Source organism: Streptomyces sp. NPDC005151, assembly GCF_053599875.1.
The window spans coordinates 21,754-47,006 of sequence record NZ_JBSFYR010000008.1 but is presented as its reverse complement, the minus strand read 5'-3'; the positions used below and the strand labels follow the sequence as shown (position 1 = coordinate 47,006).

The window sequence follows — 25,253 nt, the reverse complement described above, 5'->3', positions numbered from 1 at the left end:
TCAGTGTAGCCAAACGGCACACTGATGTCCAGTCCGGGTTCTCAGAGACCCTCGTAGCTCGCAACAGCTGTTCTCAACACCTATGAATCGCCCTCGCGCGGGATGCGCTCTTCTTTACTGCCCTCTTCGTCATCGATCCATGCCTCGGATTCGGATCGATGTGACGACGCGTCCTGAGAATTGCGCGCCGCGTGCGGTTCGTCAAGGCCCCCCTGCCAGGACAGAGCCCCCTAGACCGTCACCCGCCGCCCCTCGGCATCGGCCGACGGCCCCGAGAGGCGTACGGCGAAGATCACCCTACTCGTCAACCGCGGAAGAGCAAGGCAACCGCCTCGGGTACGCCGAAGGGCGACCACCCGTACGGGTGGTCGCCCATCGCGATGTGACGTCCGTGCCGTGCGGCACGAGCAGTCCAGACGAGTCAGAAGACTCGCAGGGTCACTTGACCTCGACCGAGGCGCCAGCGGCCTTGAGGGACTCGGCAGCCTTCTCGGCGGCCTCCTTCGCGACCTTCTCGAGGACCGGCTTCGGGGTGCCGTCGACGAGGTCCTTGGCCTCCTTCAGACCCAGGGAGGTCAGCTCACGCACGACCTTGATGACCTGGATCTTCTTCTCGCCGGCGCCGGTGAGGATGACGTCGAACTCGTCCTGCTCCTCGACGGCCTCGGCAGCGGCAGCAGCGCCACCGGCGGCGGCAATGGCGACCGGAGCGGCAGCCTTGACGTCGAACTTCTCCTCGAACGCCTTGACGAACTCGGAGAGCTCGATGAGGGTCAGGGTCTCGAACTGCTCGAGCAGCTCGTCCTGGGACAGCTTCGCCATGATGGCGTCCTTCCACTAAGTCGGCAGGTGCCGGGTGTATATGAAGGCGGGCGTACGGGCCCGCTGCGAGCCGTGGGGCGGAGTGTTACTCCGCCACCTCGGCGTCGGCGGGAGCCGGCGTACCGGCACCGCCCTGCTCGACCTTGGCGCGAAGGGCGTCCGCAGTGCGGACGAACTCCGACAGAGGGGCCTGGAAAGTCGCCGCGGCCTTGGCCATCGACGCCTTGATCCCACCGGCCACCTTGGCGAGCAGAACCTCGCGGGACTCGAGGTCCGCAAGCTTCTTGATCTCATCGGCGGACAGCGCCTTACCGTCAAGGACACCGCCCTTGATGATGAGGTTCGGGTTGTCCTTGGCGAAGTCACGAAGACCCTTCGCCGACTCCACCGGGTCACCGGTGACGAAGGCAACCGCCGTCGGGCCTGCGAACAGGTCGTCCAGCGTGTCGATCCCGGCCTCGTTGGCCGCAATCTTGGTCAGCGTGTTCTTCACCACGGCGTACTGGGCGTTCTCACCGAGCGAACGGCGCAGCTGCTTGAGCTGTGCCACGGTGAGACCCCGGTACTCGGTCAGCACAGCGGCGTTCGAGCTGCGGAACTGGTCCGCGAGCTCGGCTACCGCGGCAGCCTTGTCGGGCCTTGCCATGAGCGTCGGCCTCCTTCCGGGTGATGAGGACCGCTCAGAAGGGGCCGGGAAAGACGAAACGCCCCGGCACAGGTGCCAGGGCGCAGCTCGACCGGACAGAGTCCGGGAGCTTTCCACAGTCACCTGCGCAGGTCGTCCGCACTCAACGGATCCTTCGGTCACTACCCCCTCTTGCGAGAGCGCAGCAACGACCAGCGGTCTTTGGCTTCTGGAGGAGAATACGCGACCGGGGTCGCGCCGAGCAAATCCGTTTCGGTTCGGGCGGTGCGGGAGGTTTAAGACGCGCCCGCGGTGCTGCCCTGCGGCTGGTTCCACGAGCTTCTGGAAGTCGACCGTGCCGGCGGCAGGAGGCTCCTCGACCGTGGCCTGGGTGCGGTATCGGCGTCGAGCCGGGAGTTCTTCGCGGTCAGCTCGGCGACGTCGACCGTCCCTGAGTAGTGCGTGGTGGCGACGCCCCGTACGTCCTCCTGACGGATACGAGGACGGGCCCCGCACCTCGAAAGGTTGCGGGGCCCGTCAATGTCACACGTGACACGGCTTTCGTACGAGCGCGGAGGCTCAGACGGCGGCCGGGTCCTCCTCGACGAGGAGGTTACGGGTGCGGTTGGCGTCCAGCGGGATGCCGGCGCCCATCGTGGTGGCCAGAGTGGCCTTCTTGATGTAGCGGCCCTTGGCGGCGGACGGCTTCAGACGGAGGATCTCCTCCAGCGCCGCGGCGTAGTTCTCGACCAGCTTCGTGTCATCGAAAGAGACCTTGCCGATGATGAAGTGCAGGTTCGAGTGCTTGTCGACGCGGAACTCGATCTTGCCGCCCTTGATGTCGTTGACAGCCTTCGCGACATCGGGGGTGACCGTACCGGTCTTCGGGTTCGGCATCAGGCCACGCGGACCGAGCACGCGGCCGAGGCGGCCGACCTTGCCCATGAGGTCCGGAGTGGCGACGACGGCGTCGAAGTCCAGACGGCCCTTCGCCACCTCGTCGATGAGCTCGTCGGCGCCGACGATGTCGGCGCCCGCGGCTTCCGCGGCCGCAGCACGGTCACCGGTCGCGAAGACCAGGACCCGGGCGGTCTTGCCGGTGCCGTGCGGGAGGTTCACGGTGCCACGGACCATCTGGTCGGCCTTGCGCGGGTCTACACCCAGGCAGAACGCGACCTCGACGGTGCTGTCGAACTTGTTGCTGGCGGTGTCCTTGGCGAGACGGACGGCCTCGAGGGGGGCGTAGTTGCGCTCCCGGTCGATCTTGGCGTCCGCAGCGCGGAGGTTCTTGCTGCGCTTCACTTCTGCTCCTGTGGTTTCAGGTGTGGAGGCGTGGTACGGGCCAGCGCTTGGCCCTGCCACTGAAGGACTACGGGGGCTGATCAGCCCTCGACCGTGATGCCCATCGAACGGGCGGTGCCGGCGATGATCTTCGACGCGGCGTCCAGGTCGTTGGCGTTCAGGTCGGGCAGCTTGACCGTGGCGATCTCGCGGACCTGGGCGCTCGTGAGCTTCGCGACCTTGGTCTTGTGCGGCTCGCCGGAGCCCTTGTCCACACCTGCGGCCTTGAGGATGAGCTTGGCAGCCGGCGGGGTCTTCGTCACGAAGGTGAAGGAACGGTCGTCGTAGACCGTGATCTCCACCGGCACGACCATGCCACGCTGCGACTCGGTCGCGGCGTTGTAGGCCTTGCAGAACTCCATGATGTTGACGCCGTGCTGGCCGAGCGCGGGGCCGACCGGCGGGGCCGGGTTGGCCGCACCGGCGTTGATCTGGAGCTTGATAAGCCCCGTGACCTTCTTCTTCTTGGGAGGCATTGCTCTCTCCGGGTCCTAGTGAGAGTTTTTCGCCGTCATCCGGTCATCCGGATGCAGGCATACCGCACAACGATAACGGGTATAGCTGCGCGACCAAAAACCGAGCAGGTCAGAGAGGCTGCGAAGCCTCTCTGACCTGCTCGGTAGGCATGTGTCCAGGAGTCGGCGGAAACCGCTAGTTCTTCTGGATCTGGTCGAAGCTGAGCTCGACCGGGGTCTCGCGGCCGAAGATCTCGACGAGGCCCTTGACCTTCTTCGAGTCGGCGTTGATCTCGTTGATCGTCGCCTGCAGCGTCGCGAACGGGCCGTCGGTGACGGTGACCGAGTCGCCCACCTCGAAGTCCAGCACCTGGACCTCGACCTTGCGGGACGGAACCGGCTTGCCCTCGGCCTCCGCGGCCTCGCGGGCGGCCTTCTCCTCGGCCTCCGGGGCGAGCATCTTGACGATCTCGTCCAGGGTCAGCGGGTACGGGTCGTAGGCGTTGCCCACGAAGCCGGTGACACCGGGCGTGTTGCGGACGACGCCCCAGGACTCGTTCGTCAGGTCCATGCGCACCAGGACGTAACCCGGGAGCTTGTTCTGACGGACGTTCTTCCGCTCGCCGTTCTTGATCTGGACGATCTCTTCCTCGGGCACCTCGGCCTGGTAGATGAAGTCCTCGACGTTGAGCGAGACGGCGCGCTGCTCCAGGTTGGCCTTCACACGCTTCTCGTAACCGGCGTACGTGTGGATGACGTACCACTCACCGGGGAGACCGCGGAGCTCGTCGCGGAGCGCGGTGACGGCGTCGACGGGAGCGGCCGGCTCGGCCTCTTCCTCGGCCTCCTCGGACGCGCTGTCCTCGGAGTCGGTCTCGTCCTCGGCCGCCTCGGACGCGCTGTCCTCGTCCTCGGAGTCGGTCTCGTCGTCGGAGTCGGTCTCGTCGTCGGAGTCGGTCTCGTCCTCGGCGTGCAGGGCAGCCTGCTCGGCGGGCTCGCCCGCGGCGGCGTCGCCGGCTTCGGCCTGGTCCGGCTCCACAGCGTCCGCCGCCTCGACGATCTCGAACTCGTCCTCGGCGGACTCGACGTCGCCCGCCGTCGAGTCGACGGCGTCGTTCAGGTTCGGGTCAGACACGGTGGCTGCTTCTTCCTGGATACAAATGGGTGGAACATGCGAAAGGGGCGCCCTTGGGGCGCCCTCCGCGGGATCAGCCGAAGACGTACTTGATGACCCGCTGGAATCCGAAGTCAATCACGGTAACAAGACCGATCATGACGACGACGAAGACAATCACCACGGACGTGTACGTCGTGAGCTGGTTGCGAGTCGGCCAGACAACCTTGCGCAACTCGGCGATGATCTGGCGGTAGAACAGCGCGAGACGGCCCAGGGGACCCTTCTTGCCGCGCTTGCCGCCCTTCCGAGTCTTCTTCTTCGACTCGGGTACTTCATCCTCAGCATCAGGCATGTCGATGGAGCCCACGGCGTCCGTCACGCTTCTCACCTGATTCCGGGTCATGGCCGTGCCGCGCCCGGTGGAGCCGCACGGCGGTGCATTGAAGTACGTACATGCGCACACATCCTGGCGAAGGAGTGTGTAGCAGGGCCGGAGGGACTTGAACCCCCAACCGCTGGTTTTGGAGACCAGTGCTCTACCAATTGAGCTACGACCCTTTGTGGTTTCCACCAACCTACCGCATCTTTCCCGGTATCCCGGGTGCAGCAACGGTGTGGCTGGTGAAGGCCAACGACAGGTGAGTGTACGTGCTCAGAGGCCCGGCGTCGAACAGACAGCTCCCGACAACTCGTGGCCGCATGTTGTCCACATGCTGTCCGAGTCCTGTCCGGTCCCTGAAACCCGTGTGCCGACCGGGATCGGGGTCTGGGACGATGGGGCCCATGAGCGCTGCAACTCCCCCCTCCGAGCGCCGGGTCTCCGCCCGCATCGGTGCAATCTCCGAATCCGCCACCCTCGCCGTCGACGCCAAGGCCAAGGCCCTCAAGGCCGCCGGCCGTCCGGTGATCGGCTTCGGTGCCGGCGAGCCCGACTTCCCGACCCCCGGCTACATCGTCGACGCCGCGGTCGAGGCCTGCCGCAACCCGAAGTACCACCGCTACACCCCCGCCGGCGGGCTCCCCGAGCTCAAGGCCGCCATTGCGGAGAAGACGCTGCGCGACTCCGGTTACGAGGTCGACGCCTCCCGGATCCTGGTGACCAACGGCGGCAAGCAGGCCATCTACGAGGCGTTCGCCGCGATCCTCGACCCGGGCGACGAGGTCATCCTCCCAGCGCCGTACTGGACCACCTACCCCGAGTCGATTCGTCTCGCCGGCGGTGTCCCCGTGGAGGTCGTGGCCGACGAGACCACCGGCTACCAGGTCTCCGTCGAGCAGCTGGAGGCGGCGCGCACCGAGCGTACGAAGGTCGTCCTGTTCGTCTCCCCGTCGAACCCGACCGGTGCGGTGTACAGCGAGGCCGACGCCAAGGCGATCGGCGAGTGGGCCGTCGAGCACGGCCTGTGGGTGCTGACCGACGAGATCTACGAGCACCTGGTCTACGGCACCGCGAAGTTCACCTCGCTGCCGGCGCTCGTGCCCGCCCTGCGTGACAAGTGCATCGTGGTCAACGGTGTCGCCAAGACGTACGCGATGACCGGCTGGCGCGTGGGCTGGCTCATCGCCCCGAAGGACGTCGTCAAGGCCGCGACCAACCTGCAGTCGCACGCCACGTCCAACGTCTCCAACGTCGCTCAGGTCGCCGCACTGGCCGCCGTCTCCGGGAACCTGGACGCGGTCGCCGAGATGCGGACCGCCTTCGACCGCCGCCGGCAGACCATCGTGCGGATGCTGAACGAGATCGACGGCGTGCTGTGCCCGGAGCCCGAGGGCGCGTTCTACGCGTACCCGTCCGTGAAGGCGCTGCTCGGCAAGGAGATCCGCGGCAAGCGCCCGGCCACCTCGGTCGAGCTGGCGGCCCTGATCCTGGACGAGGCCGAGGTCGCGGTCGTTCCGGGCGAGGCCTTCGGCACGCCGGGTTACCTGCGGCTGTCGTACGCACTGGGCGACGAGGACCTCGTCGAGGGCGTGTCGCGGCTCCAGAAGCTGCTGGGCGAGGCCCGCAGCTGAACTGGCACGCCATCGCATAAGCGGGTCCCCGGCTCAGCCGGGGACCCGCTTATGCGTTCAGGCAAGCGCCCGTTCGGTGAATCGGGCTTCCTGGGTCGAGATCCATGCGGCAGGATCTTCGAGTGACTCCTCCCCCTCTGACAGGGGGCTTCTCACTCGGCCGCCGCAGCGGCCTCGTGACGGACAAGCCCTGCCCGACGCCTGTTGGCACAGTGCGGAATATAACAGTTACGGAAGGTGAACGGATATGGGGCGGGACGTCCGGCTGTTGCCCAAGGCCCACCTGCACCTGCATTTCACCGGGTCGATGCGGCCCACGACACTGCTCGAACTCGCCGACAAACACGGCGTACGCCTGCCGGAGGCACTGACCGGCGGCGAACCGCCCCAGCTGCGGGCCACCGACGAGCGCGGCTGGTTCCGCTTCCAGCGGCTCTACGACATCGCCCGGTCCTGTCTGCGGGCGCCCGAGGACATCCAGCGGCTGGTGCGCGAGGCGGCCCAGGAGGACGTCGCCGACGGCTCCGGCTGGCTGGAGATCCAGGTCGACCCCACCTCGTACGCACCGCTGCTCGGTGGGCTGATCCCGGCGATCGAGATCATCCTGGACGCGGTGGACGCCGCCGCCCGCGAGACCGGGCTCGGGATGCGGGTGGTGATCGCCGCGAACCGGATGAAGCACCCGCTGGACGCGCGGACACTGGCACGGCTCGCGGTGCGCTACGCGGACCGGGGCGTCGTCGGCTTCGGGCTCTCCAACGACGAGCGGCGCGGGATGGCGCGCGACTTCGACCGGGCCTTCGCCATCGCCAGGGAGGGCGGCCTGCTGGCGGCCCCGCACGGCGGGGAGCTGGCCGGCCCGTCGAGCGTGCGGGACTGCATGGACGACCTCGACGCGGCCCGGATCGGCCACGGCGTACGGGCCGCCGAGGACCCGCGGCTGCTGCGCAGGCTGGCGGAGCGCGGGGTGACCTGCGAGGTGTGCCCTGCGTCGAACGTGGCACTGGGCGTCTACGAGAAGCCGTCGGATGTACCCTTGCGCACTCTGTTCGAGGCCGGGGTGCCGATGGCGCTCGGCGCGGACGACCCGCTGCTCTTCGGCTCCCGGCTGGCCGCGCAGTACGAACTCGTACGCCGCCACCACGCGTTCACGGACGAGGAGCTGGCGGAGCTGGCGCGGCAGTCGGTACGGGGGTCGGCGGCGCCGTCCGATGTACGGGAGCAGCTCCTCTCCGGGATCGACGACTGGCTGGCGAAGCCGGCCTGACAGCGCAAGGGCCGGGAGACGGGCCCACCTGCGAGCCCGCACCGGCCCGGTTACGCCCCGATTCCGTACAGCACCGTCCGCGCCACGGACGCGGCGAACTCGTCGAGTGACTGCGGTGGCCGGCCCTCGTCCGTCGCGTCGTAGGCGAACGCGCGCTGGACGCAGGCGCCGAGCAGCAGCGACGCGGCGGCATAGGTGTCGGCGCCGGGCCGGACGCGGCCGGCGGACTGTTCGCTGCGGAGGTAGGCGGCGACGCCCTGGATCGGCATGTGCGGGCCGGTGCCGAGCTCGCGCATGGCCGCGTCGTGGCGGTTCTTGAGCCGCGGCTCGGCGTAGAGGGAGGCGGCGATCGGGAAGCTCTGGGCGTAGAAGAGCGCGGCCTCGCGGGCTATCTCGGTGAGGTTCTCCTCGACCGTCCGCTCCCCCGCCGCCGGGTCGGCGGTCAGCCGCCGCAGGAGCGGGTTGAGCTTGGGCAGCCGCTCCTTGAGGACAGCCACGAACAGCTCCTCCTTGCTCGGGAAGTGCTTGTAGAGGGCCGCCTCCGAACAGCCCGCTGCCCGGGCGATTTCCTTGGTGGTGGCCCGGGCCAGGCCGATGGTGAGCATCAGCTGGTGGGCGGCGTCGATGATGCGGACGCGGGCCGGCTTCTGCTCCATGTGCACTCCAATGAGGCTTGACGCGTGGTGAGTATCCACTCACTCTAGAGGTGAGTGAATACTTACCCACCCGGGGAGGGTGCGCAATGAGACTCACGGTGTTCGGTGCGACAGGCGGCATCGGCCAGGAGATCGTCCGCCAGGCGGTGGCCGCGGGCCATGACGTGACGGCAGTGGTCCGCGATCCGGCACGGCTGCCGGTCCCGCTCTCCGACGTCACGGTCCACACAGCGGCGCGGATCGACGATCCAAAGGCGCTGCGCGAAGCGGTCGCCGGGCGGGACGCGGTGCTCTCCGGACTCGGCTCGCGCGGCCGGAAGGCCGACGGGATCGCCGAACGGCTCACCGGCTCGGTGCTGCGCGCGATGGAGGCGGAGGGGACACGGCGGCTGCTCGTGGTGAGCGCGGCCCCCGTCGCACCGAAGCCCGCGGACGATCCGTTGCTGGACCGGATGATGCTGAAGGCGATCGGCGCGATCCTCAAGGAGGTCTACGCCGACCTGACGCTGATGGAGGCCGCACTGGCCCGCAGCGCGACGGACTGGACGTCGGTCCGGCCGCCGAAGCTCACCAACGGGCCGCTGACCGGGACGTACCGGACGGTCTACGGCAGCAATCCGCGCAGCGGCCGGTCCATCTCCCGGGCCGATGTGGCGCACGCGATGCTGGCGCTGATCGACGATCCGGCGGCGGTGAAGCAGGGCGTGGGCGTGGCGTACTGACACCGCACCCGCGTCAGAGGGTGACGCCGACCGTCACCGGTTCGTTGACGAGCGTGACGCCGAAGGCGTCGTGAACGCCCGCGACGACCTCGCGGGCGAGCGCGAGCAGGTCCTCGGTGGTCGCCCCGCCGCGGTTGGTGAGGGCGAGTGTGTGCTTGGTGGAGATGCGGGCGGGCCCGGATCCGTACCCCTTGGTGAAACCGGCCCGGTCGATGAGCCAGGCCGCCGAGGTCTTGGTGCGTCCCCCGTCCGCGGGGAAGGCGGGGGGCGTCACCTCGGGGCCGAGCCGGTCCTTGGCACGGGCGAGGAACGCCTCGTACTGCGCACCGTCGAGGATCGGGTTGGTGAAGAAGGACCCTGCCGACCAGGTGTCGTGGTCCTCCGGGTCGAGCACCATGCCCTTGCCGGCCCGGAGCCGCAGCACGGTCTCACGGGCGGCCGCCGCGGGCACCCGGTCGCCCGGTTCGACACCCATGGCACGGGCCGTTTCGGGGTACTTGAGGGGCGCGGAGAGACCGCCCGCGTCTTCCAGCTCGAAACGGACACGCAGCACCACGAAGCGGTCGGGTTCGGCCTTGAAGCGGCTGTGGCGGTACGAGAATGCGCACTCGGCGTTCGGGATGGTGACCGTTTCGCGGGTGTACCGGTCGTAGGCGACGACCTCCGTGATGGTCGACGCGACCTCCTGGCCGTACGCACCGACGTTCTGGATCGGCGTCGCACCCGCCGAGCCGGGGATTCCGGCCAGGCACTCGATGCCCGCGAGACCGGCTTCGACCGTGCGGGCGACGGCGTCCGTCCAGATCTCTCCGGCGGCCAGTTCCAGCGTCGTACCGGAGAGCGCGAAGCCCTTGGTCGCGATGCGCAGGGCGGTGCCGTCGAAGCCCTTGTCGCCGATGACCAGGTTGCTGCCGCCGCCGACGACGAGGAGCGGAGTGCCGTCCTCGTCGGCCTCGCGCACGGCTGCGACCACCTCGGCGTCCGTCGTTGCCGCGAGGAGGCGGGCTGCGGGGCCGCCGAGCCGGAAGGTGGTCAGGGGGGCGAGGGGGGCGTCGTGGAGTTCCTGCACGGGGACAAGAGTACGGTCCGCGGCGCCACCGCTCGGGCGGGGCCACGGACCGTACACACAGGGCGGCCGGGTCGGACCGGACCGCGCCACGGATCAGGCGGCGACGGCGGACCACTCCTCGACCGGCTCCGGCTCCGCCGTCGGCGCGGGGCGGCGGCCCGGGATCAGCAGTGCCACGAGCGCGGCGAGCGCCACGAAACCGGCACCGATCCAGACCGCCGGGACGGTCCCGTCCGTGAAGGACTGCGCGGAGCCGTAACCGCCCTGCGCGGAGAAGACCGAGGCGAGCACCGCGATCCCGAGGGCGCCGCCGACCTCACGCAGGGCGTTGTTGGCGCCGGAGGCGATGCCCTGCTCGGCGGGCTGGACGCTCGACATGACGAGGCTGGCGGCCGGCGCGAAGTAGAGCGCCATGCCGACACCGCCGATCATCAGGGCGGGCAGTTGCGCGGTGTACGAGGCGTCGGGGGCGATGACCATGGCGAAGAGGGCCAGCCCGACGGCCTGGAGCGCGAGACCGGTCACGACGACCGGGCGCCCGCCGAACCGGTCGGAGAGATACCCGGCAATCGGAGCGACCAGCATCGGCATGCCGGTCCAGGGCAGCATCCGCAGCCCGGCCTCGGTCGGCGAGTAGCCCAGCACGCCCTGGAGGTACTGGATGAGCAGGAAGATCGATCCGAACATCCCGAGGAACATCAGCAGGCCGGCCATGTTGATCCCGAAGAACCCGCGGTTGCGGAAGAGCCGCATCGGCAGCATCGGGTTCTTCGCCCGGAAGCCGTGGTGGATGAAGCCGCCCATCAGCGCGGCACCGGCGATCAGCCCGGTGAGGACCGTGGCGCTGGTCCAGCCGTCGGCGTTGGCGTTGACCAGCCCGTAGACGATGCCGAACAGACCGCCGCTGACGAGAAGTGTGCCGGGGATGTCGAGCCGGGCGTTCGGGGCGTACGACTCCACCAGGCGCAGCCGGGCCAGCGGCAGCAGGACCAGGCCGACCGGCACGTTCAGCCAGAAGATCCACTGCCAGGAGATGTGCTCGGTCAGGCTGCCGCCGATCAGCGGACCACTGGCCACGGCGAGTCCGGTGACGGCGCTGAAGATCCCGAGGGCCATGCCGCGGCGGGCGGCCGGCACGGCGGCCGTGAGCAGGGTGAGTGTCAGCGGCATCATGATCGCCGCGCCGACGCCCTGGACGGCCCGGAAGGCGATCAGCTCGTTGATCCCGGACGACAGGGCCGCCGCGGCGGAGGCGCCGGTGAAGACGGTGAGCCCGGCGAGGAAGAGCCGCCGCCGGCCGAACCGGTCGCCGAGAGCGGCACCGAGCATCAGCAGAACGGCGAAGGTCAGGGTGTACGCGTTCACCGTCCATTCGAGCTCCGGCAGCTCGCCGCCGAGGCTCTTGCGGATGGAGGGCAGGGCGGTGGTGACGACGAGGTTGTCGAGGGCCGCCATGAAGCCGGCGACGCTGGTGATGACGAGGGCCCAGACCGCTCCTGAGCGGCCTGTCGTGTGCTTCACTGCTCCCCCTGGGGGTTAGTTATTAATGACTAACTTTCCTTGGCAGAGAACCGGGCCGAACCCGGGTCGCACTGTTCGGACGGTCGGCCGCACTCAGGCCGTCGGCTGCGCCGAGGGATAGAAACCGGACCAGACACGGTGACCGGCCGGGAAGCCGAGCGAGGCCAGGGTGTTGACGAGCATGGCGTACGCGAGGAAGGTCGTGGTCTCGCCGGGATCGGCGCCGAGCGCGAGGTGGATCTCGTCCCACATCTGCAGCCAGCCGGCCCGCGCCGACTCACCGAACTCGTGGTCCCCGGAGGCCTCGGCCGCCGCGACCGCCGCATACATCTGCATCTGCATCAGCAGTTTGTCGGGGTCGTCGACGATGAGGCGCTGATACGCCGCCGCCATGGCGTGGAGCGCCTCCTGCCCCTCCAGGCCCGCACCGGCCTCGGCGAAGACCTTCCGGGTGTCCGCCAGGCAGCGGTCGGAGGCGGCGAGGAACATGGCCTGCTTGCTGGGGAAGAGGCGGAAGAGATACGGCTGCGAGACGCCGACCCGCTTGGCGATCGCCTCCGTGGAGGTGGCGTTGTACCCGCCGCGGGCGAACTCGGTGATCGCCGCGCGGATGACGCTCTCGCGCCGCTCCTCAGCACTCATCCTGACCATGCAGCTAAGTTAGTGCTCAATCACTAACTTGGTCAAGCGGTACGGGACAGCCACTCCGGAACGTGACGCGAGGGCCTCGCGAGTACGGGTAAGGGGCACCCCCAGCGGAGAGTGCCCCTCACTCATGAACGTGGCTCGACAACGGCTCAGGTGAGCCGCACAACGGCGCGGGACATCCCCAGCACCTTCTTGCCCTCGCTCATCGCCGTCAGGTCCACCCGCACCTGCTTGTCGTCCAGCAGGGCCGCCACCTTGGCACCGACCTCGATCAGCGCACCCTTGTCGTCGTTCGGCACGACGACCGGCTTGGTGAACCGCACCCCGTACTCGACGACCGCACCCGGGTCACCGACCCAGTCCGTGACCACCCGGATCGCCTCGGCCATGGTGAACATGCCGTGCGCGATCACATCCGGCAGCCCGACCTCGAGAGCGAACTTCTCGTTCCAGTGGATCGGGTTGAAGTCACCGGAGGCGCCCGCGTACTGCACCAGCGTCGCGCGGGTCACCCGGAAGGACTGCGCCGGCAGCTCCGTACCGACCTCGACCGATTCGTAACTCACCTTCGCCGTCATCACGCCTCCTCGGTGGCGCGCGCCACCAGCTTCGTCCACGCGGTCACGACATGCTCGCCGGCCTCGTCATGGACCTCACCACGGATGTCGAGGATGTCGTTGCCCGCCATGGACTTGACGCCCTCGATCGTCGAAGTGACCGTCAGCCGGTCCCCCGCCCGCACCGGACGCACGTACGCGAACTTCTGGTCACCATGCACCACACGGCTGTAGTCCAGGCCCAGCTGCGGGTCCTGCACCACCTGTCCCGCGGCCTTGAAAGTGATCGAGAAGACAAAAGTGGGCGGCGCGATCACATCGGAATACCCGAGCGCCCGGGCGGCCGCCGGATCGACGTACGCGGGATTGGCGTCTCCCACCGCCTCGGCAAACTCACGGATCTTCTCCCGGCCGACCTCGTACGGCGCGGTGGGCGGATAGGTCCGCCCGACGAAGGACTGGTCGAGCGCCATGGGCTCGCTACCTCCTGATGAAAGACGAAAAGGCCGATGAACAACCCTGTACGGGACAGTCCTATACAACGACACGAGGCCGCCCCCAGTGGGGGCGGCCTCGTGTACGAGCCTGATTCAGCGGGTTTCGCGGTGCGCAGTGTGCGAGTTGCAGCGCGGGCAGTGCTTCTTCATCTCAAGACGGTCCGGGTTGTTACGCCGGTTCTTCTTGGTGATGTAGTTCCGCTCCTTGCACTCCACGCAGGCCAGCGTGATCTTCGGGCGGACGTCGGTGGCAGCCACGTGAGTGCTCCTTGGACGGACGGATGAACGGATGAACGAATGAACGCAAAAAAAGAGTAGCCGATCGAAGGACCGACCCCACAATCGGCTACCGTAAGTAGCGGTGACCGGACTTGAACCGGTGACACAGCGATTATGAGCCGCTTGCTCTACCGACTGAGCTACACCGCTTTGATGACGGATCCCCCCGCCGTGAGGCGGGGTTCTCCGATCACCAGAGCCCCAATACGGAATCGAACCGTAGACCTTCTCCTTACCATGGAGACGCTCTACCGACTGAGCTATTGGGGCGAGCGATGAAGACATTACACGGTCCTCCGCCGATCGCCCAAATCCGTTTCGGAGCCCCCGCCGCAGCGATGACCGGCCCCGCCCCGATCCCCCGACCGACCCCCGATCCACGACCGGCGGCGGACTCGGCCGGGAGCCCGGCCGGCGGCCGGAACCGCCGCCTGATCAGCAACGTGACCGGCAACCCGACCAGCGCCGTGAGCCACACCCGGCCGGCCTCGGAACAGCCACCGCGCCGGCCCCTCCCACCCGCCGCGCACACCTCACGAGGCCACACCGGTACGACTATTTCCCTCCTCCTCGAACCGGGACGAACACGCCCCTAGGCTCGACTCACTCTGCGTGATCTTGTAACCCTCCCAGGAGCGCGATGCCCGACAGCCGGCCGCGGCAGCCCGACGACCACGCCGCCACCGAAGCCAACGCCCTGATCCTGTGCGGCGCCCGGCTCACCGACGGCCGCATCGTCGACGTACGCCTCGGCCGCGGCCGCATCGAGGCCGTCGGCACCACGGGCAGCCTGACCGCCCCCGGCCCCCGCATCGACCTGCGCGGCTATCTCCTGCTCCCCGCCCCCGCAGAACCCCACGCCCACAGCGACACCGCACTCACCGCGGACAGCACCGGCCCCGACAGCTCCGGACCCGCCTCGCACCACCCCGAGGACATCCAGCGCCGCGCCACCGAAGCCGCCCTGCTGCAACTCGGCCACGGCGCCACCGCCCTGCGCTCACACGTACGGATCGGGGACGTCACCGGACTCGCCGGCCTCGAAGCAGTACTCCAGGCACGCCGCTCCCTGCACGGACTCACCGAACTGACCCCGGTCGCCGTACCCCGCCTGCTCACCGGAATCGCGGGCGCCGACAGCCTCGCCATGCTGCGCGACGCGGTGAAAACAGGAGCCGGCGTGATCGGCGGCTGCCCCGAGCTCGACCCCGACCCGGCCGGATACACCGAAGCCGTCCTGGAGATCGCCGCCGAACACCACTGCCCCGTCGACCTGCACATGGACGGCGACGACCCCGCCCGCCTCGCCCGGCTCGCCGCCATGGCCGCCGGACACCGGCCCGGCGTCTCCATAGGCCCCTGCGCCGGCCTCGACCGGCTCCCCCCGGAAACCGCGACCCGCACCGCCGATCAGCTCGCCGCCGCCGAAGTAACCGTGATCTGCCTCCCCCAGGGCGGCTGCTGCGGCGCCGGACGCAGGGGCACCGCCCCCGTACAGCTGCTACGCGCCGCCGGAGTGCGCGTAGCGGCAGGCAGCGGGGCACTGCGCGACGTCGCGAACCCCGTGGGCCGCGGAGACCCGCTGGAGGCCGCCTACCTGCTCGCCTCACAGAGCGGCCTACGCCCCGAGGATGCGTACGACGCCGTCTCCACGGCCGCCAGGAAGGCCATGGGGCTGCCCGAGATCCGCGTCGAGGCAGGCTTCCCCGCCGAACTCCTCGCCGTACGTGGCGAACAGCTCTCCGGCGCGCTCTCGCTCGCGTACAGCCGGATCGTCGTGCACAGCGGACGCGTGGTGGCCCGTACCAGCGCGGTCCGCGAATACTGCGACTCCGAGACCGTCGTCGCACTCGATCTGCCCCGCCAGGCCCGCCCTGAACCCGGGCCGGGCGGCGGGTCCTGAGCGGGGCGGCGCGCCGCGGCGTACGGTCGTGACTATGCGCATTGTCATCGCAGGTGGACATGGTCAGATCGCGCTGCGGCTGGAGCGGCTGCTCGCTGCGCGCGGAGATGAAGCGGTCGGCATCATCCGCAACCCGGAACAGGGCGAGGACCTCCGGTCGGCAGGCGCCGAACCGGTCGTCCTGGACCTCGAATCGGCCTCCGTGGAGGAAGTGGCCGAGGTGCTGCGCGGCGCCGACGCGGCGGTCTTCGCGGCCGGCGCGGGCCCGAACAGCGGTACGGCCCGCAAGGACACGGTGGACCGCGGCGCGGCAGTGCTGTTCGCGGACGCGGCGGAACGGGCGCGCGTACGGCGCTGCATCGTGGTCTCCTCCATGGGTGCCGATCCGGACTACCCGGGCGACGATGTCTTCGACGTGTACCTGCGGGCCAAGGGCGCCGCCGACGCTTACGTACGCTCCAGGACCGCACTCGACTGGACGATCCTGCGCCCCGGAATGCTTACCGACGACGCGGGCAACGGGCAGGTTCTGCTGGCAGCCTCGACGGGGCGCGGAACGGTACCGCGCGACGACGTGGCGGCGACGCTGCTGGAACTGCTGGACACCCCGGCGACAGCGGGACTGACCCTGGAACTGATCTCGGGGAACGTGCCGTTGGCGGTGGCGATGAAGGACGTCGCGGGGAACTGAGCGGGGCGACGGGGGGAGGAGCGCAGAGCCCGAACGCCCCTCCCCTGCTCTCCCTCGTACGAAGTTTCTTCGGCCGAACGGGTGACCATCAGCCGCCCGCGTCGTTGATCCTCCCGACGGCTCGTAAGCCCCGCCGGGAGGAGGACCCATGCGTCGCTCAACAGCCCTGATCCGCACAGCCACTTGTCGTGTCGCGCGCGGCCTCCGCGAGGACACCGGCGAACAGCTGACCGGGCGCCAACTCGCGCAACGGGTGGGCTGGCTGAGCAGCCTCGTCGCCGACATCGGACAGGCGACGATCGACGCCCACCCGGACCGGACGTCGCTGACGGCGCTCACCGCGGACGAGACCCCCAGCGGCAAAAAGAGGACACCGTTCGGCGGGGGCCGGTCCCAGGCTTGAGCTCCACCAGGCCGGCAGGCAGCGAATGCGGCAACCCCGATCTCCGGCCAATCGGCTGGAGACCCTGCTCCGCACCCACCGGACCGTACTGCGCGCCACCGGATCCCCACGGGGCCGGACCGGCTCGGCGCAGCGTGGAACGCTCGGAGCGAACAGGGCAGGCGTAGCTGCAAGCAGCGGTTCGAACCACGGTGGGAAAGCTCGCGAAAGGGGCAGAAAATGACTGAGCCCCCGACCATTTGTGCTGGTCAGGGGCTCTGTTCGAGTGGCGGCGCCAGGGTTCGAACCTGGGTAGGCTGAGCCGGCAGATTTACAGTCTGCTCCCTTTGGCCACTCGGGCACACCGCCTCGAACGACGCGTTGGAACTCCGTTGAGCGGGGCTCCTTGGCGACGACGTAAACGATACCTGATGACGTGGGGTGCTCCGCCACCTGATTGATCAGTGCTCGTGGCGGTGGGCGATGGCTAGGCTTTGCGTCGTACCCCACAAGCATTCGACGCAAGGAGCCACACGTCATGGCCGACTCCAGTTTCGACATCGTCTCGAAGGTCGAGCGGCAGGAGGTCGACAACGCCCTCAACCAGGCCGCCAAGGAGATCTCGCAGCGCTACGACTTCAAGGGCACGGGCGCCTCGATCTCCTGGTCCGGCGAGAAGATCCTGATGGAGGCGAACGGCGAGGAGCGGGTCAAGGCGATCCTCGACATCTTCCAGTCCAAGCTGATCAAGCGGGGCATCTCGCTCAAGTCGCTGGACGCGGGCGAGCCGCAGCTGTCCGGCAAGGAGTACAAGATCTTCGCCACGATCGAGGAAGGCATCTCCCAGGAGAACGCCAAGAAGGTGGCGAAGATCATTCGCGATGAGGGTCCGAAGGGCGTCAAGGCGCAGGTCCAGGGCGACGAGCTGCGGGTCAGCTCGAAGAGCCGGGACGACCTGCAGGCCGTGCAGGCGCTGCTGAAGGGCCAGGACTTCGACTTCGCCGTGCAGTTCGCGAACTACCGGTAGGTCCGTCTTTCGGTCGTCCGTCCGGGCGTGGGTGGGGCAGGCCGGGAGATACGCACCGGCCCGCCTCGCACCCCATCGGACGTGATGTCCGAATACCGCCGGTCGCGGGTGGCGGACGGTCACAGACTTGTCCGTATGGAACGGCGATGTGGGTGATTCGTCGCCCTGTACGGAGAAGAGAGGGACCGGCCATGACCATGTACGCGACCGTCGACAGCCCGCTGGGTGAACTGCTGCTGGTCGGTGAGGAATCACCAGCCGCCGCCGGCGGTGTGGCGCTCGCCTCGCTCTCCCTGCCGGGCCAGAAGGGCGCCGAGGTCGTCCAGGACGGGTGGATCCCTGCGCCGGAGGCCTTCGCCGGGATCGCCGCGCAGTTGAGGGCGTATTTCGAGGGGCGGCTGACCCACTTCGACATCGCGTACGCGGAGGGTCGGGGCACGGAGTTCCAGCGGCGGGTGTGGAGCGCGCTGGACACCGTCCCGTACGGGGAGACGGTGTCCTACGGGCAGATCGCCGAGCGGATCGGCGCACCCGGGGCGGGTGTGCGGGCCGTGGGGACGGCGATCGGCCGCAATCCGCTGCTGGTCGTGCGCCCGTGCCACCGGGTGATCGGTGCGGACGGGGCCCTGCGGGGTTACGCGGGCGGGCTGGAGCGCAAGGAGCAGCTTCTGGGGCTGGAAGGCGCTCTGGCGGCGCGCTGAGCGGCCCGTGTGCCGAGCGTTGCGCGCTGAGCGGCTGTGTACGGATGGGCGGTGGGCGAAATGGCGGGTCTCTTCCCGAGGCCGCGGGCTGTCGTGGCGCCGGGTGCCGTGCATGTGCCGGACTGGTTGCCGGTGGAGCGCCAGCGGATGCTGGTCGAGGCCTGCCGGGAGTGGGCGCGGGGGCCGGTGCCACTGCGGCACACGGTGTTGCCGGGCGGAGGGGTGATGTCCGTCCGGACGGTCTGTGTGGGGTGGCACTGGCAGCCGTACCGGTATTCGCGGACCGCGGATGATGTGAACGGGGCGCGGGTCGCCGATTTTCCGGACTGGCTGGCGGAGTTGGGGCGGGCGGCGCTGGTCGAGGCGTACGGGGAGGAGAGTCCGGTCGGGACGTACGCGCCGGACACCGCGCTGATCAATTTTTATGACGGCGCGGCGAGGATGGGCATGCACCAGGACAAGGAGGAGCGGTCCGGTGCGCCGGTGGTCTCGCTCAGCATCGGTGATACGTGTGTCTTCCGCTTCGGCAACACGAAGGACCGTGGACGGCCTTATACGGATGTGGAGTTGGCTTCCGGTGACCTGTTCGTCTTCGGTGGGGAGTCACGCTTCGCGTTCCACGGTGTGCCGAAGGTCTGTCCGGGGACGGCCGATCCCGCGACGGGCATGAGCAGAGGTCGGCTCAATCTGACCCTGCGCGAGACCGGGTGGGGTGTCTGAGGCGCGGACGGGGTGTCAGTGGCGGTCCCGGGAGTTCCCGAAGAGCAGCCGGTAGGCGATGAGCAGTACCAGCGAGCCGCCGATGGCCGAGATCCATGTCGCGGTGTCGTAGAAGTTCTTGGATATGGGGTGGTCGAGGAAGCGTGAGGATATCCAGCCACCGATGAAGGCGCCGGCGACTCCGATGAGGGTGGTGCCGACCAGCCCGCCCGGGTCGCGGCCCGGGAGCAGCACCTTGGCAATGATGCCGGCAAGCAGTCCGAGAATGATCCAAGCGATAATGGTCATGCTGCCAAACCTACCGTTCACTTGGCTGTGGAATCCAAGACGTCGGGTGGGCGTGGACGGTTGCTGGTTGAGCGGGATGAGCGGCAGGTCACAGCCTGTTCATATGCGGGTGTTGTAGTCCGGCCAGGGCTGCAGGTCCATTGCTTCGTCGTCGGCGTCCTCCCCGTACCAGCCCGCTCCGTCCAGCCATGTGCGCAGCCAGGTGGCGAGATCGGGCTGGTCGATGTACCAGGCGTGCTGCGGTTCGTCGGCGTTCGGCTCGAAGAGCAGGACGGTGGTGCGGTCGGTGCGGCAGTCCACGCAGCTGTACATGCCGCAGCCCAGGGTGCATATCGGCAGTACGCCTTCCGGCCACGGCCACTGCCCTTCCTCGCTCGCGGATCTGCGGTGGGCGAGGTACTGATCGACGGCGGACTGCTCGCCGTCGGGGGCGGGGCTGCCGGTGAGGGGCAGCAGACCGTATTCCGGGCCGAAGCCGCCGTTGGCGACCCGGGTGTAGAGGGCGGTCAGCAGTGGCGGCAGCGCGAAGCCGAGGGCCGCTTCGGCCTGGGCAATGTCCTGGGTGGACAGAGCTGCCGGGAGGGGGCACTTCTCCCACCGTGGGGTGGTGTGCGCTGTCTTCTCCACGGCCGTCAGCAACTGCTCGGTGTCGTTCATGGGTTCATGGTGGAGGACGACACTGACAATCGGTGGAGGGTGGCCCGATGCCGTCCTGCGTGACGGGGGGCGTTTCGACGGATGGGCCGCCCGGCTCCCCGTTGCCCCCTGGTCGTGCTGCCGTCCTATCGGGTGGCGAACGGCTGGTCCGTTCGGACGATTTCCTTGCCGAAGGGCATGAGGGAGACCGGGATCATCTTGAAGTTCGCGATGCCGAGCGGGATGCCGATGATCGTGATGCAGAGGGCGATTCCGGTGGTGATGTGGCCGAGGGCCAGCCACCAGCCTGCGAGGATCAGCCAGAGGACGTTGCCCACGCAGGAGGGTGCGCCGGCGTCGCGGCGGTCGACGACGGTGTAGCCGAAGGGCCACAGTGCGTAGATGCCGATGCGGAAGGCTGCGAGGCCGAACGGGATGCCGATAATAGTGATGCACAGCAGGACACCGGCGGCCATGTAGCCGAGGAACATCCAGAATCCGCACAGGACCAGCCATATGACGTTCAGGATTGTCTTCATGGGCGATGACCTGCCATCTGCTCAAGTCGGGCAATGCGCTCCGCCATCGGCGGGTGCGTGGAGAACATCTTGGACATGCCCTGGCCGGGGCGGAAGGGGTTCGCGATCATCATGTGGCTCGCGGTCTCGATCTTCGGCTCGGGGGGCAGGGGGAGCTGTTTCGTTCCGGCGTCCAGTTTGCGCAGGGCACTGGCGAGGGCCAGGGGGTCGCCGGTCAGTTGGGCGCCCGAGGCGTCTGCCTCGTATTCGCGGGAGCGGCTGACGGCGAGTTGGATGACGCCGGCGGCGAGCGGGCCGAGGATCATGATCAGCAGCATGCCGAGGATGCCGGGGCCTTCGTCGTCGTTGGACCGGCCGACCGGGATCAGCCATGCGAAGTTGACCAGGAACATGACGACGGAGGCGAGTGCTCCGGCGACTGACGAGATCAGGATGTCGCGGTTGTAGACATGGCTGAGTTCGTGGCCGAGGACGCCTCGCAGTTCGCGTTCGTCCAGGATCTGCAGGATGCCTTCGGTGCAGCACACTGCCGCGTTGCGCGGGTTGCGGCCGGTGGCGAAGGCGTTGGGTGCCTGGGTCGGGGAGATGTAGAGCCGTGGCATGGGTTGGCGGGCCGTGGTGGAGAGTTCGCGGACCATGCGGTAGAGCTGTGGCGCCTCGAATTCGCTGACCGGGCGGGCCCGCATGGCCCGTAGTGCGAGTTTGTCGCTGTTCCAGTAGGCGTAGGCGTTGGTGCCGACGGCTACGAAGAGCGCGACGATCAGGCCCGTACGTCCGAAGAAACTGCCGATGACGATGATGAGTGCGGACAGGCCCCCGAGGAGTACGGCGGTTCTCAGCCCGTTGTGCCGACGGTGCACGGTACGCCCTCCAAGTGGTGCAGCAGGGGAACCCTTTTGCTGGTGGTGCTCCACTCCCCAGTGGAGCCTCCTGTACTGGTCAACGCCAGGCGAGGAGAGCTAGTTCCCTTGTGCGCACGGCCGGAGGGCGGGCCGTGTCCGGCGGCTTGTCCGGCTGTTCGGGCCGGAGCGGGCATTGGGCCGTACGGGTGTCGGGGGGCGGTGCGGGTCGGCTCCGGGTGGGTCAGCGCTGGGCGGGGAGTTTGGCGAGCGCGAGGGCCTCGGGGTCGGGCTTGATCTCGCTGGTGCAGTGGGCGCAGCGGGAGGCGATGGCCGGGATGGCCGTGTAGCAGCGGGGGCAGTCGCGCAGGGCGGCCTTGATGTCGACCTTCTCCTCGGCCTTGGCTGTGAAGCGGCTCTGGACCTTCGTCATGGGGACGACGACGCAGAAGTAGAGGACGGCGGCGGTGATCAGGAAGGCAATGGAGGCGCTGACGAACAGTCCGTAGGGGAACTTCACGCCCTCGACCTTGAAGGTGGCCTTGCTGAAGTCTCCGGTGCCTCGGGTGATGACTCCGATCAGCGGCACGATGAATGCGTTGCTGAATCCTGTGACGACTGCGGTGAACGCGGCTCCGACGGCGAGTCCGATCGCCATGGAGATCACGTTTCCGCGCAGGACGAAGTCCTTGAACCCGTTCAGCACTGCCCTGGCTCCTCTTTTGTGTGTACGTATGCGTGGTGTGCGGGCATGACCCTGCCCTGTGTGGCCCGGCCGGGGCAAACCGATCTTGGGCGGGGTCGGTGCGTGGTCAGAAGAGGTTGACCGCGGCGAACCTGAGCACCAGCTGCGGGGCTCCGGAGAGCACGATGCCGACGGCGGCGGTGAGGGCGATCGCGGCGGTGAGAGACGTCGGTGCGGTCACGCGCAGGGTGGGTGCCGTGCCCGCCGTGCCTGCCGGGGCCGCCGCAGCCTCGGGCTCTTCCGGTCCGCGGAAGAGTGCCGCCGTCCACTGGAGGTAGTAGTAGAGCGCGATCACGACGTTGACGGCCATGACGACCGCGAGCCAGCCGAGGCCTGCGTCGACGGCGGCGGAGAAGACCGTGACCTTGGCGAAGAGGCCGATGATGCCTGGCGGCAGTCCGGCGAGGCAGAGCAGGAAGAAGGCCATGGCGAGGGCGGCGAGGGGGCGGGTGGCGTACAGGCCGCGGTAGTCGGAGAGACGGTTGTCCGGGCTTGTGCGGGAGACGAGGGCCACTACCGCGAAGGCGCCGAGGTTCACGACGGCGTACATGAGGGCGTAGGCGACGGTGGAGCCGATCTGGTCGTCGCTGGAGTACGCGGCGGAGGCGATCGGTACCAGGAGGTAGCCGGCCTGGGCGACGGACGACCAGGCGAGCAGGCGTACGGCGCTGCGGGCGCGGGTGGCGGTCTGGCGGAGGGCGGCGACGTTGCCGATGGTCATGGTGAGTGCGGCGACGACGGCGAGTGCGGGTCCCCAGACGTCGGCGTACGACGGGAATCCGATCACGGTGACGAGGATGAGCCCGGAGAAGCCGACTGCTTTGCCGACGACCGAGAGGTAGGCGGCGACGGGGAGCGGGGCGCCGACGTAGGTGTCGGGGACCCAGAAGTGGAAGGGTGCGGCGGCTGTCTTGAAGGCGAAGCCGACGAGGGTGAGGGCGACGCCCGCCTGGGCGAGGGTGTCGAGCTGACCAGGGACGTCGTCGAGGCGGGTGGCGAGTTCCGTGAGGTGGAGGGTGCCGGTTGTCGCGTACACGAAGCTGACGCCGAGGAGCATGACGGCGGTCGCGACGACGGAGGAGAGGAAGAACTTCAGGGCTGCCTCGGAGGAGCGCCGGTCGCCGCGCTTGATGCCGACGAGGGCAAAGGCGGGCAGGGAGGCGACTTCGAGGGCGACGACGAGGGTGGCGAGGTCGCGGGCGGCTGGCAGGAGTGCGGCGCCGGCCGCGGAGGACAGCAGCAGGAACCAGAACTCGCCCGCGGGGAGCTTGCGGGTGTCGCCGAGGGAGAGCAGTGCGATGAGAAGGGCGCCGCCGAGGACGAGGAACTGGATGATCAGGGCGAAGTGGTCGGCTGTGTAGCTGCAGGCCGTGGCGGTGCCGGTGCCGGTGGTGAGGCAGAAGGTGGAGTGGTCGCCGTCGCGCAGCGGGACGAGGAAGGCGAGTGCGGCGACGAGTCCGGCGATGGTCGCCCAGCCGAGCAGCGGCTTGCGCTCCTGGGGGAGGAAGAGGTCGGCGACGAGGATGATCAGGGCGACCGTCGCGACGATGACGGGGGGCGCGACAGCGAGCCAGTCGACGGACTGGACGAGGCTGGTGGTCTCGGCCGCTGTGGTCACGACTTGCCTCCTGCGAGGAGCTTCTGCACGGCCGGGTCGGTGAGGCCGAGGAGGACTGCGGGCCACAGGCCGGCGAGGACGGTGAGGGCGGCGAGCGGGGTCCAGGCGGCGAATTCGTACGTCTGGATGTCGGCGATGCGGTGCGGTTCCTCGCGCTTCTCGCCCATGCAGACCCGGCGTACGACGATGAGCATGTACGCGGCGGTAAGCAGGGTGCCGAACGCGCCGATCGACATGAAGGTGAGGAAGGCGGGGCGGCTGAGGCCGCCGGCCGGGTCGAAGGCGCCGAACAGGGCGAGCATCTCGCCCCAGAATCCGGCGAGGCCGGGCAGGCCGAGCGAGGCGACGGCGGCGAAGGCGAGGAGACCGCCGAGGCGGGGGGCGCGGCCGTAGAGGGCGGCCCCGGTGGCGCCGGAGAGGGTGTCGAGGTCGGCGGTGCCGTAGCGGTCCTTGACTGCGCCGACCAGGAAGAACAGCAGGCCGGTGATGAGGCCGTGGGCGATGTTGGCGAAGAGCGCGCCGTTGACGCCGGTGGGGGTCATGCTCGCGATGCCGAGGAGCACGAAGCCCATGTGGCCGACGGAGGAGTACGCGATCAGGCGCTTGAGGTCGCCCTTGGAGCCGGGGCGGGCGAGCGCGAGGCAGGCGAGGGATCCGTAGATGATGCCGACGACGGCGAATGCGGCGAGGTAAGGCGCGAAGGTCTGCATCCCGTCGGGGGTGATGGGGAGCAGGATGCGGACGAATCCGTAGGTGCCCATCTTCAGCAGGACACCCGCGAGGAGCACCGAGCCGACGGTCGGGGCGGCGGTGTGGGCGTCCGGGAGCCAGCTGTGCAGCGGCCACATCGGGGTCTTGACGGCGAGTCCGATGCCAATGGCGAGAACCGCGATGACCTGCACGGACGAGGTGAGCCCACGGCCGTTGTCAGTGGCGAGTGCCACCATGTCGAAGGTGCCGCTCGTCAGTCCGATGAGGAGCAGGCCCAGCAGCATGATCACTGAGCCGAGCAGTGTGTAGAGGATGAACTTCCAGGCGGCGGCCTGCTTCTGCGCGCCGCCCCAGCGGGCGATGAGGAAGTACATCGGGATGAGGACCATCTCGAATGCCAGGAAGAACAGCAGCAGGTCGAGGACGGCGAAGGTCGCGAGGGTGCCGGACTCGAGGACGAGGACGAGGGCGACGAAGGCCTTCGGGGAGGGGCCCTCGGCCCGCGGCGTCAGCCGCTGATGTTGCAGTTTGAAGTAGCTGTAGAGCGCGCAGAGAAAGGTCAGCAGCGCGGTCAGTACGAGAAGGGGGAGCGAGATGCCGTCGATGCCGAGGTGGATGCGGACGTCGAGCGCCGGGATCCAGCTGATGTCGGTGGTGGCCTGCATTTTCGACGGGTGGTCGTGGTCGAAGCCGAGGGCCAGGACGATCGCGGCGACGAGGATCGCGCCGGTGACGGTCACGCCGTGGCGGAGCACGGCCTGGTCGGGGCTCTTTCCCTTCAGCCCGGGCGGGGCGGGCAGGAGAGCGGCGACGGCGCCGATGAGCGGGCCGACGACGATGAACGCGAGAAGGAACTGCATCACGGAT

Annotated in this window: 29 protein-coding genes and 4 tRNA genes; 9 read left to right on the top strand and 24 right to left on the bottom strand. The window is 68.7% G+C overall.

What is annotated here, in order from left to right; genetic code table 11:
• Nucleotides 1–438: 438 nt before the first annotated feature.
• From rplL to ACWD6R_RS06865, 7 genes are all read right to left on the bottom strand, one after another.
• Complete coding sequence (rplL, locus tag ACWD6R_RS06895; RefSeq protein ID WP_393299506.1) at nt 439–822, bottom strand: 50S ribosomal protein L7/L12; 384 nt, start codon at nt 820–822, stop codon at nt 439–441.
• A gap of 85 nt (nt 823–907) precedes the next feature.
• Entirely contained in the window at nt 908–1,468 is a 561-nt protein-coding gene (gene rplJ / locus ACWD6R_RS06890; RefSeq protein ID WP_030914107.1) for a 50S ribosomal protein L10, read from the bottom strand.
• A 558-nt stretch (nt 1,469–2,026) separates the two neighbouring features.
• Entirely contained in the window at nt 2,027–2,749 is a 723-nt protein-coding gene (gene rplA / locus ACWD6R_RS06885; RefSeq protein WP_451817757.1) for a 50S ribosomal protein L1, read from the bottom strand.
• A gap of 80 nt (nt 2,750–2,829) precedes the next feature.
• On the bottom strand, nt 2,830–3,264 hold the full coding sequence (rplK, locus tag ACWD6R_RS06880) for a 50S ribosomal protein L11 (RefSeq protein ID WP_404232267.1): 435 nt from the start codon (nt 3,262–3,264) through the stop codon (nt 2,830–2,832).
• A gap of 175 nt (nt 3,265–3,439) precedes the next feature.
• Nucleotides 3,440–4,378: a transcription termination/antitermination protein NusG gene (nusG, locus tag ACWD6R_RS06875; RefSeq protein WP_451817756.1), complete on the bottom strand. Its 939-nt coding sequence runs from the start codon at nt 4,376–4,378 to the stop codon at nt 3,440–3,442.
• A gap of 73 nt (nt 4,379–4,451) precedes the next feature.
• Entirely contained in the window at nt 4,452–4,739 is a 288-nt protein-coding gene (gene secE / locus ACWD6R_RS06870; RefSeq protein WP_037687986.1) for a preprotein translocase subunit SecE, read from the bottom strand.
• Between the two features lie 106 nt (nt 4,740–4,845).
• Nucleotides 4,846–4,918: transfer RNA gene (locus ACWD6R_RS06865), tRNA-Trp, on the bottom strand.
• A gap of 225 nt (nt 4,919–5,143) precedes the next feature.
• On the opposite strand from ACWD6R_RS06865, the gene ACWD6R_RS06860 reads away from it, so the two are divergent.
• Together ACWD6R_RS06860 and ACWD6R_RS06855 are read left to right on the top strand one after the other, a co-directional pair.
• Entirely contained in the window at nt 5,144–6,370 is a 1,227-nt protein-coding gene (locus ACWD6R_RS06860) for a pyridoxal phosphate-dependent aminotransferase (RefSeq protein ID WP_451817755.1), read from the top strand.
• A 247-nt stretch (nt 6,371–6,617) separates the two neighbouring features.
• Complete coding sequence (locus ACWD6R_RS06855; protein ID WP_451817754.1) at nt 6,618–7,637, top strand: adenosine deaminase; 1,020 nt, start codon at nt 6,618–6,620, stop codon at nt 7,635–7,637.
• 50 nt (nt 7,638–7,687) lie between these two features.
• On the opposite strand, the gene ACWD6R_RS06850 is transcribed toward ACWD6R_RS06855, so the two are convergent.
• Nucleotides 7,688–8,293 carry a TetR/AcrR family transcriptional regulator gene (locus ACWD6R_RS06850; RefSeq protein WP_451817753.1) on the bottom strand — a complete coding sequence of 202 codons (606 nt, stop codon included), beginning with the start codon at nt 8,291–8,293 and terminating at the stop codon, nt 7,688–7,690.
• 86 nt (nt 8,294–8,379) lie between these two features.
• Here ACWD6R_RS06850 and ACWD6R_RS06845 point away from each other — a divergent pair, with 86 nt between their 5' ends.
• Nucleotides 8,380–9,015: an NAD(P)-dependent oxidoreductase gene (locus ACWD6R_RS06845; RefSeq protein ID WP_451817752.1), complete on the top strand. Its 636-nt coding sequence runs from the start codon at nt 8,380–8,382 to the stop codon at nt 9,013–9,015.
• Nucleotides 9,016–9,028: 13 nt separating this feature from the next.
• Here the strand turns inward: ACWD6R_RS06845 and ACWD6R_RS06840 are convergent, their stop codons facing one another.
• The 8 genes from ACWD6R_RS06840 to ACWD6R_RS06805 all read right to left on the bottom strand — a co-directional run bounded on the left by ACWD6R_RS06840 (nt 9,029) and on the right by ACWD6R_RS06805 (nt 13,856).
• The gene (locus tag ACWD6R_RS06840; RefSeq protein ID WP_451817751.1) at nt 9,029–10,084 is read right to left on the bottom strand and encodes a UDP-N-acetylmuramate dehydrogenase; all 1,056 of its coding nucleotides are present in this window, start codon (nt 10,082–10,084) and stop codon (nt 9,029–9,031) included.
• A 93-nt stretch (nt 10,085–10,177) separates the two neighbouring features.
• Nucleotides 10,178–11,605 carry an MFS transporter gene (locus ACWD6R_RS06835; RefSeq protein ID WP_451817750.1) on the bottom strand — a complete coding sequence of 476 codons (1,428 nt, stop codon included), beginning with the start codon at nt 11,603–11,605 and terminating at the stop codon, nt 10,178–10,180.
• Between the two features lie 93 nt (nt 11,606–11,698).
• Nucleotides 11,699–12,247 (bottom strand): TetR/AcrR family transcriptional regulator, encoded by a 549-nt coding sequence (locus ACWD6R_RS06830; protein WP_451817821.1) that lies wholly within the window; start codon nt 12,245–12,247, stop codon nt 11,699–11,701.
• Nucleotides 12,248–12,402: 155 nt separating this feature from the next.
• The gene (locus ACWD6R_RS06825) at nt 12,403–12,831 is read right to left on the bottom strand and encodes a MaoC family dehydratase (RefSeq protein ID WP_451817749.1); all 429 of its coding nucleotides are present in this window, start codon (nt 12,829–12,831) and stop codon (nt 12,403–12,405) included.
• Entirely contained in the window at nt 12,831–13,283 is a 453-nt protein-coding gene (locus ACWD6R_RS06820) for an FAS1-like dehydratase domain-containing protein (RefSeq protein ID WP_451817748.1), read from the bottom strand. The genes ACWD6R_RS06825 and ACWD6R_RS06820 overlap by 1 nt, the downstream gene beginning before the upstream one ends.
• A 117-nt stretch (nt 13,284–13,400) precedes the next feature.
• Nucleotides 13,401–13,565, bottom strand: a complete 165-nt coding sequence (gene rpmG / locus ACWD6R_RS06815) for a 50S ribosomal protein L33 (protein ID WP_003956487.1) — start codon at nt 13,563–13,565, stop codon at nt 13,401–13,403.
• 98 nt (nt 13,566–13,663) lie between these two features.
• Nucleotides 13,664–13,736 (bottom strand) — tRNA-Met (locus ACWD6R_RS06810).
• Nucleotides 13,737–13,783: 47 nt separating this feature from the next.
• Nucleotides 13,784–13,856, bottom strand: a tRNA-Thr gene (locus tag ACWD6R_RS06805).
• A gap of 370 nt (nt 13,857–14,226) precedes the next feature.
• Here ACWD6R_RS06805 and ACWD6R_RS06800 point away from each other — a divergent pair.
• From ACWD6R_RS06800 to ACWD6R_RS06790, 3 genes are all read left to right on the top strand, one after another.
• Entirely contained in the window at nt 14,227–15,489 is a 1,263-nt protein-coding gene (locus tag ACWD6R_RS06800) for an amidohydrolase family protein (protein WP_451817747.1), read from the top strand.
• A 34-nt stretch (nt 15,490–15,523) separates the two neighbouring features.
• Complete coding sequence (locus tag ACWD6R_RS06795) at nt 15,524–16,180, top strand: SDR family oxidoreductase (RefSeq protein ID WP_451817746.1); 657 nt, start codon at nt 15,524–15,526, stop codon at nt 16,178–16,180.
• Nucleotides 16,181–16,328: 148 nt separating this feature from the next.
• Nucleotides 16,329–16,583, top strand: a complete 255-nt coding sequence (locus ACWD6R_RS06790; protein WP_451817745.1) for a hypothetical protein — start codon at nt 16,329–16,331, stop codon at nt 16,581–16,583.
• 266 nt (nt 16,584–16,849) lie between these two features.
• On the opposite strand, the gene ACWD6R_RS06785 is transcribed toward ACWD6R_RS06790, so the two are convergent.
• Nucleotides 16,850–16,931: transfer RNA gene (locus ACWD6R_RS06785), tRNA-Tyr, on the bottom strand.
• A gap of 169 nt (nt 16,932–17,100) precedes the next feature.
• Here ACWD6R_RS06785 and ACWD6R_RS06780 point away from each other — a divergent pair.
• From ACWD6R_RS06780 to ACWD6R_RS06770, 3 genes are all read left to right on the top strand, one after another.
• On the top strand, nt 17,101–17,589 hold the full coding sequence (locus tag ACWD6R_RS06780; protein WP_266931780.1) for a YajQ family cyclic di-GMP-binding protein: 489 nt from the start codon (nt 17,101–17,103) through the stop codon (nt 17,587–17,589).
• Nucleotides 17,590–17,780: 191 nt separating this feature from the next.
• Entirely contained in the window at nt 17,781–18,290 is a 510-nt protein-coding gene (locus ACWD6R_RS06775) for a methylated-DNA--[protein]-cysteine S-methyltransferase (protein WP_451817744.1), read from the top strand.
• Nucleotides 18,291–18,350: 60 nt separating this feature from the next.
• Nucleotides 18,351–19,010 (top strand): alpha-ketoglutarate-dependent dioxygenase AlkB family protein, encoded by a 660-nt coding sequence (locus ACWD6R_RS06770; protein WP_451817820.1) that lies wholly within the window; start codon nt 18,351–18,353, stop codon nt 19,008–19,010.
• A gap of 15 nt (nt 19,011–19,025) precedes the next feature.
• On the opposite strand, the gene ACWD6R_RS06765 is transcribed toward ACWD6R_RS06770, so the two are convergent.
• From ACWD6R_RS06765 to ACWD6R_RS06735, 7 genes are all read right to left on the bottom strand, one after another.
• Nucleotides 19,026–19,298 carry a GlsB/YeaQ/YmgE family stress response membrane protein gene (locus ACWD6R_RS06765; protein ID WP_451817743.1) on the bottom strand — a complete coding sequence of 91 codons (273 nt, stop codon included), beginning with the start codon at nt 19,296–19,298 and terminating at the stop codon, nt 19,026–19,028.
• Nucleotides 19,299–19,397: 99 nt separating this feature from the next.
• Nucleotides 19,398–19,955 carry an SMI1/KNR4 family protein gene (locus ACWD6R_RS06760; protein ID WP_451817742.1) on the bottom strand — a complete coding sequence of 186 codons (558 nt, stop codon included), beginning with the start codon at nt 19,953–19,955 and terminating at the stop codon, nt 19,398–19,400.
• A gap of 125 nt (nt 19,956–20,080) precedes the next feature.
• Nucleotides 20,081–20,473, bottom strand: a complete 393-nt coding sequence (locus tag ACWD6R_RS06755) for a YccF domain-containing protein (RefSeq protein WP_451817741.1) — start codon at nt 20,471–20,473, stop codon at nt 20,081–20,083.
• The gene (gene htpX, locus ACWD6R_RS06750) at nt 20,470–21,333 is read right to left on the bottom strand and encodes a zinc metalloprotease HtpX (RefSeq protein ID WP_451817740.1); all 864 of its coding nucleotides are present in this window, start codon (nt 21,331–21,333) and stop codon (nt 20,470–20,472) included. Before htpX ends, ACWD6R_RS06755 begins: the two co-directional genes overlap by 4 nt.
• A 223-nt stretch (nt 21,334–21,556) precedes the next feature.
• Nucleotides 21,557–22,018 (bottom strand): large conductance mechanosensitive channel protein MscL, encoded by a 462-nt coding sequence (gene mscL, locus ACWD6R_RS06745; protein WP_451817739.1) that lies wholly within the window; start codon nt 22,016–22,018, stop codon nt 21,557–21,559.
• A 106-nt stretch (nt 22,019–22,124) separates the two neighbouring features.
• On the bottom strand, nt 22,125–23,675 hold the full coding sequence (locus tag ACWD6R_RS06740) for an NADH-quinone oxidoreductase subunit N (protein ID WP_451817738.1): 1,551 nt from the start codon (nt 23,673–23,675) through the stop codon (nt 22,125–22,127).
• A complete protein-coding gene (locus ACWD6R_RS06735) occupies nt 23,672–25,246 on the bottom strand; it encodes a complex I subunit 4 family protein (RefSeq protein ID WP_451817819.1) in 1,575 nt (524 codons plus the stop codon). Before ACWD6R_RS06735 ends, ACWD6R_RS06740 begins: the two co-directional genes overlap by 4 nt.
• Nucleotides 25,247–25,253 lie beyond the last annotated feature (7 nt).

Bases quoted from the DNA above. Each gene is read 5' to 3' on its own strand.
- ACWD6R_RS06755 (WP_451817741.1), bottom strand. From the start codon at position 20,473: ATGAAGACAATCCTGAACGTCATATGGCTGGTCCTGTGCGGATTCTGG.
- ACWD6R_RS06825 (WP_451817749.1), bottom strand. From the start codon at position 12,831: ATGACGGCGAAGGTGAGTTACGAATCGGTCGAGGTCGGTACGGAGCTG.
- rplK (WP_404232267.1), bottom strand. From the start codon at position 3,264: ATGCCTCCCAAGAAGAAGAAGGTCACGGGGCTTATCAAGCTCCAGATC.
- rplL (WP_393299506.1), bottom strand. From the start codon at position 822: ATGGCGAAGCTGTCCCAGGACGAGCTGCTCGAGCAGTTCGAGACCCTG.
- ACWD6R_RS06770 (WP_451817820.1), top strand. From the start codon at position 18,351: ATGGCGGGTCTCTTCCCGAGGCCGCGGGCTGTCGTGGCGCCGGGTGCC.
- ACWD6R_RS06820 (WP_451817748.1), bottom strand. From the start codon at position 13,283: ATGGCGCTCGACCAGTCCTTCGTCGGGCGGACCTATCCGCCCACCGCG.
- ACWD6R_RS06775 (WP_451817744.1), top strand. From the start codon at position 17,781: ATGACCATGTACGCGACCGTCGACAGCCCGCTGGGTGAACTGCTGCTG.
- ACWD6R_RS06860 (WP_451817755.1), top strand. From the start codon at position 5,144: ATGAGCGCTGCAACTCCCCCCTCCGAGCGCCGGGTCTCCGCCCGCATC.
- ACWD6R_RS06855 (WP_451817754.1), top strand. From the start codon at position 6,618: ATGGGGCGGGACGTCCGGCTGTTGCCCAAGGCCCACCTGCACCTGCAT.
- ACWD6R_RS06765 (WP_451817743.1), bottom strand. From the start codon at position 19,298: ATGACCATTATCGCTTGGATCATTCTCGGACTGCTTGCCGGCATCATT.
- ACWD6R_RS06790 (WP_451817745.1), top strand. From the start codon at position 16,329: ATGCGTCGCTCAACAGCCCTGATCCGCACAGCCACTTGTCGTGTCGCG.
- ACWD6R_RS06735 (WP_451817819.1), bottom strand. From the start codon at position 25,246: ATGCAGTTCCTTCTCGCGTTCATCGTCGTCGGCCCGCTCATCGGCGCC.
- rplJ (WP_030914107.1), bottom strand. From the start codon at position 1,468: ATGGCAAGGCCCGACAAGGCTGCCGCGGTAGCCGAGCTCGCGGACCAG.
- ACWD6R_RS06760 (WP_451817742.1), bottom strand. From the start codon at position 19,955: ATGAACGACACCGAGCAGTTGCTGACGGCCGTGGAGAAGACAGCGCAC.
- ACWD6R_RS06800 (WP_451817747.1), top strand. From the start codon at position 14,227: ATGCCCGACAGCCGGCCGCGGCAGCCCGACGACCACGCCGCCACCGAA.
- ACWD6R_RS06830 (WP_451817821.1), bottom strand. From the start codon at position 12,247: ATGAGTGCTGAGGAGCGGCGCGAGAGCGTCATCCGCGCGGCGATCACC.
- ACWD6R_RS06845 (WP_451817752.1), top strand. From the start codon at position 8,380: ATGAGACTCACGGTGTTCGGTGCGACAGGCGGCATCGGCCAGGAGATC.
- ACWD6R_RS06795 (WP_451817746.1), top strand. From the start codon at position 15,524: ATGCGCATTGTCATCGCAGGTGGACATGGTCAGATCGCGCTGCGGCTG.
- ACWD6R_RS06780 (WP_266931780.1), top strand. From the start codon at position 17,101: ATGGCCGACTCCAGTTTCGACATCGTCTCGAAGGTCGAGCGGCAGGAG.
- ACWD6R_RS06850 (WP_451817753.1), bottom strand. From the start codon at position 8,293: ATGGAGCAGAAGCCGGCCCGCGTCCGCATCATCGACGCCGCCCACCAG.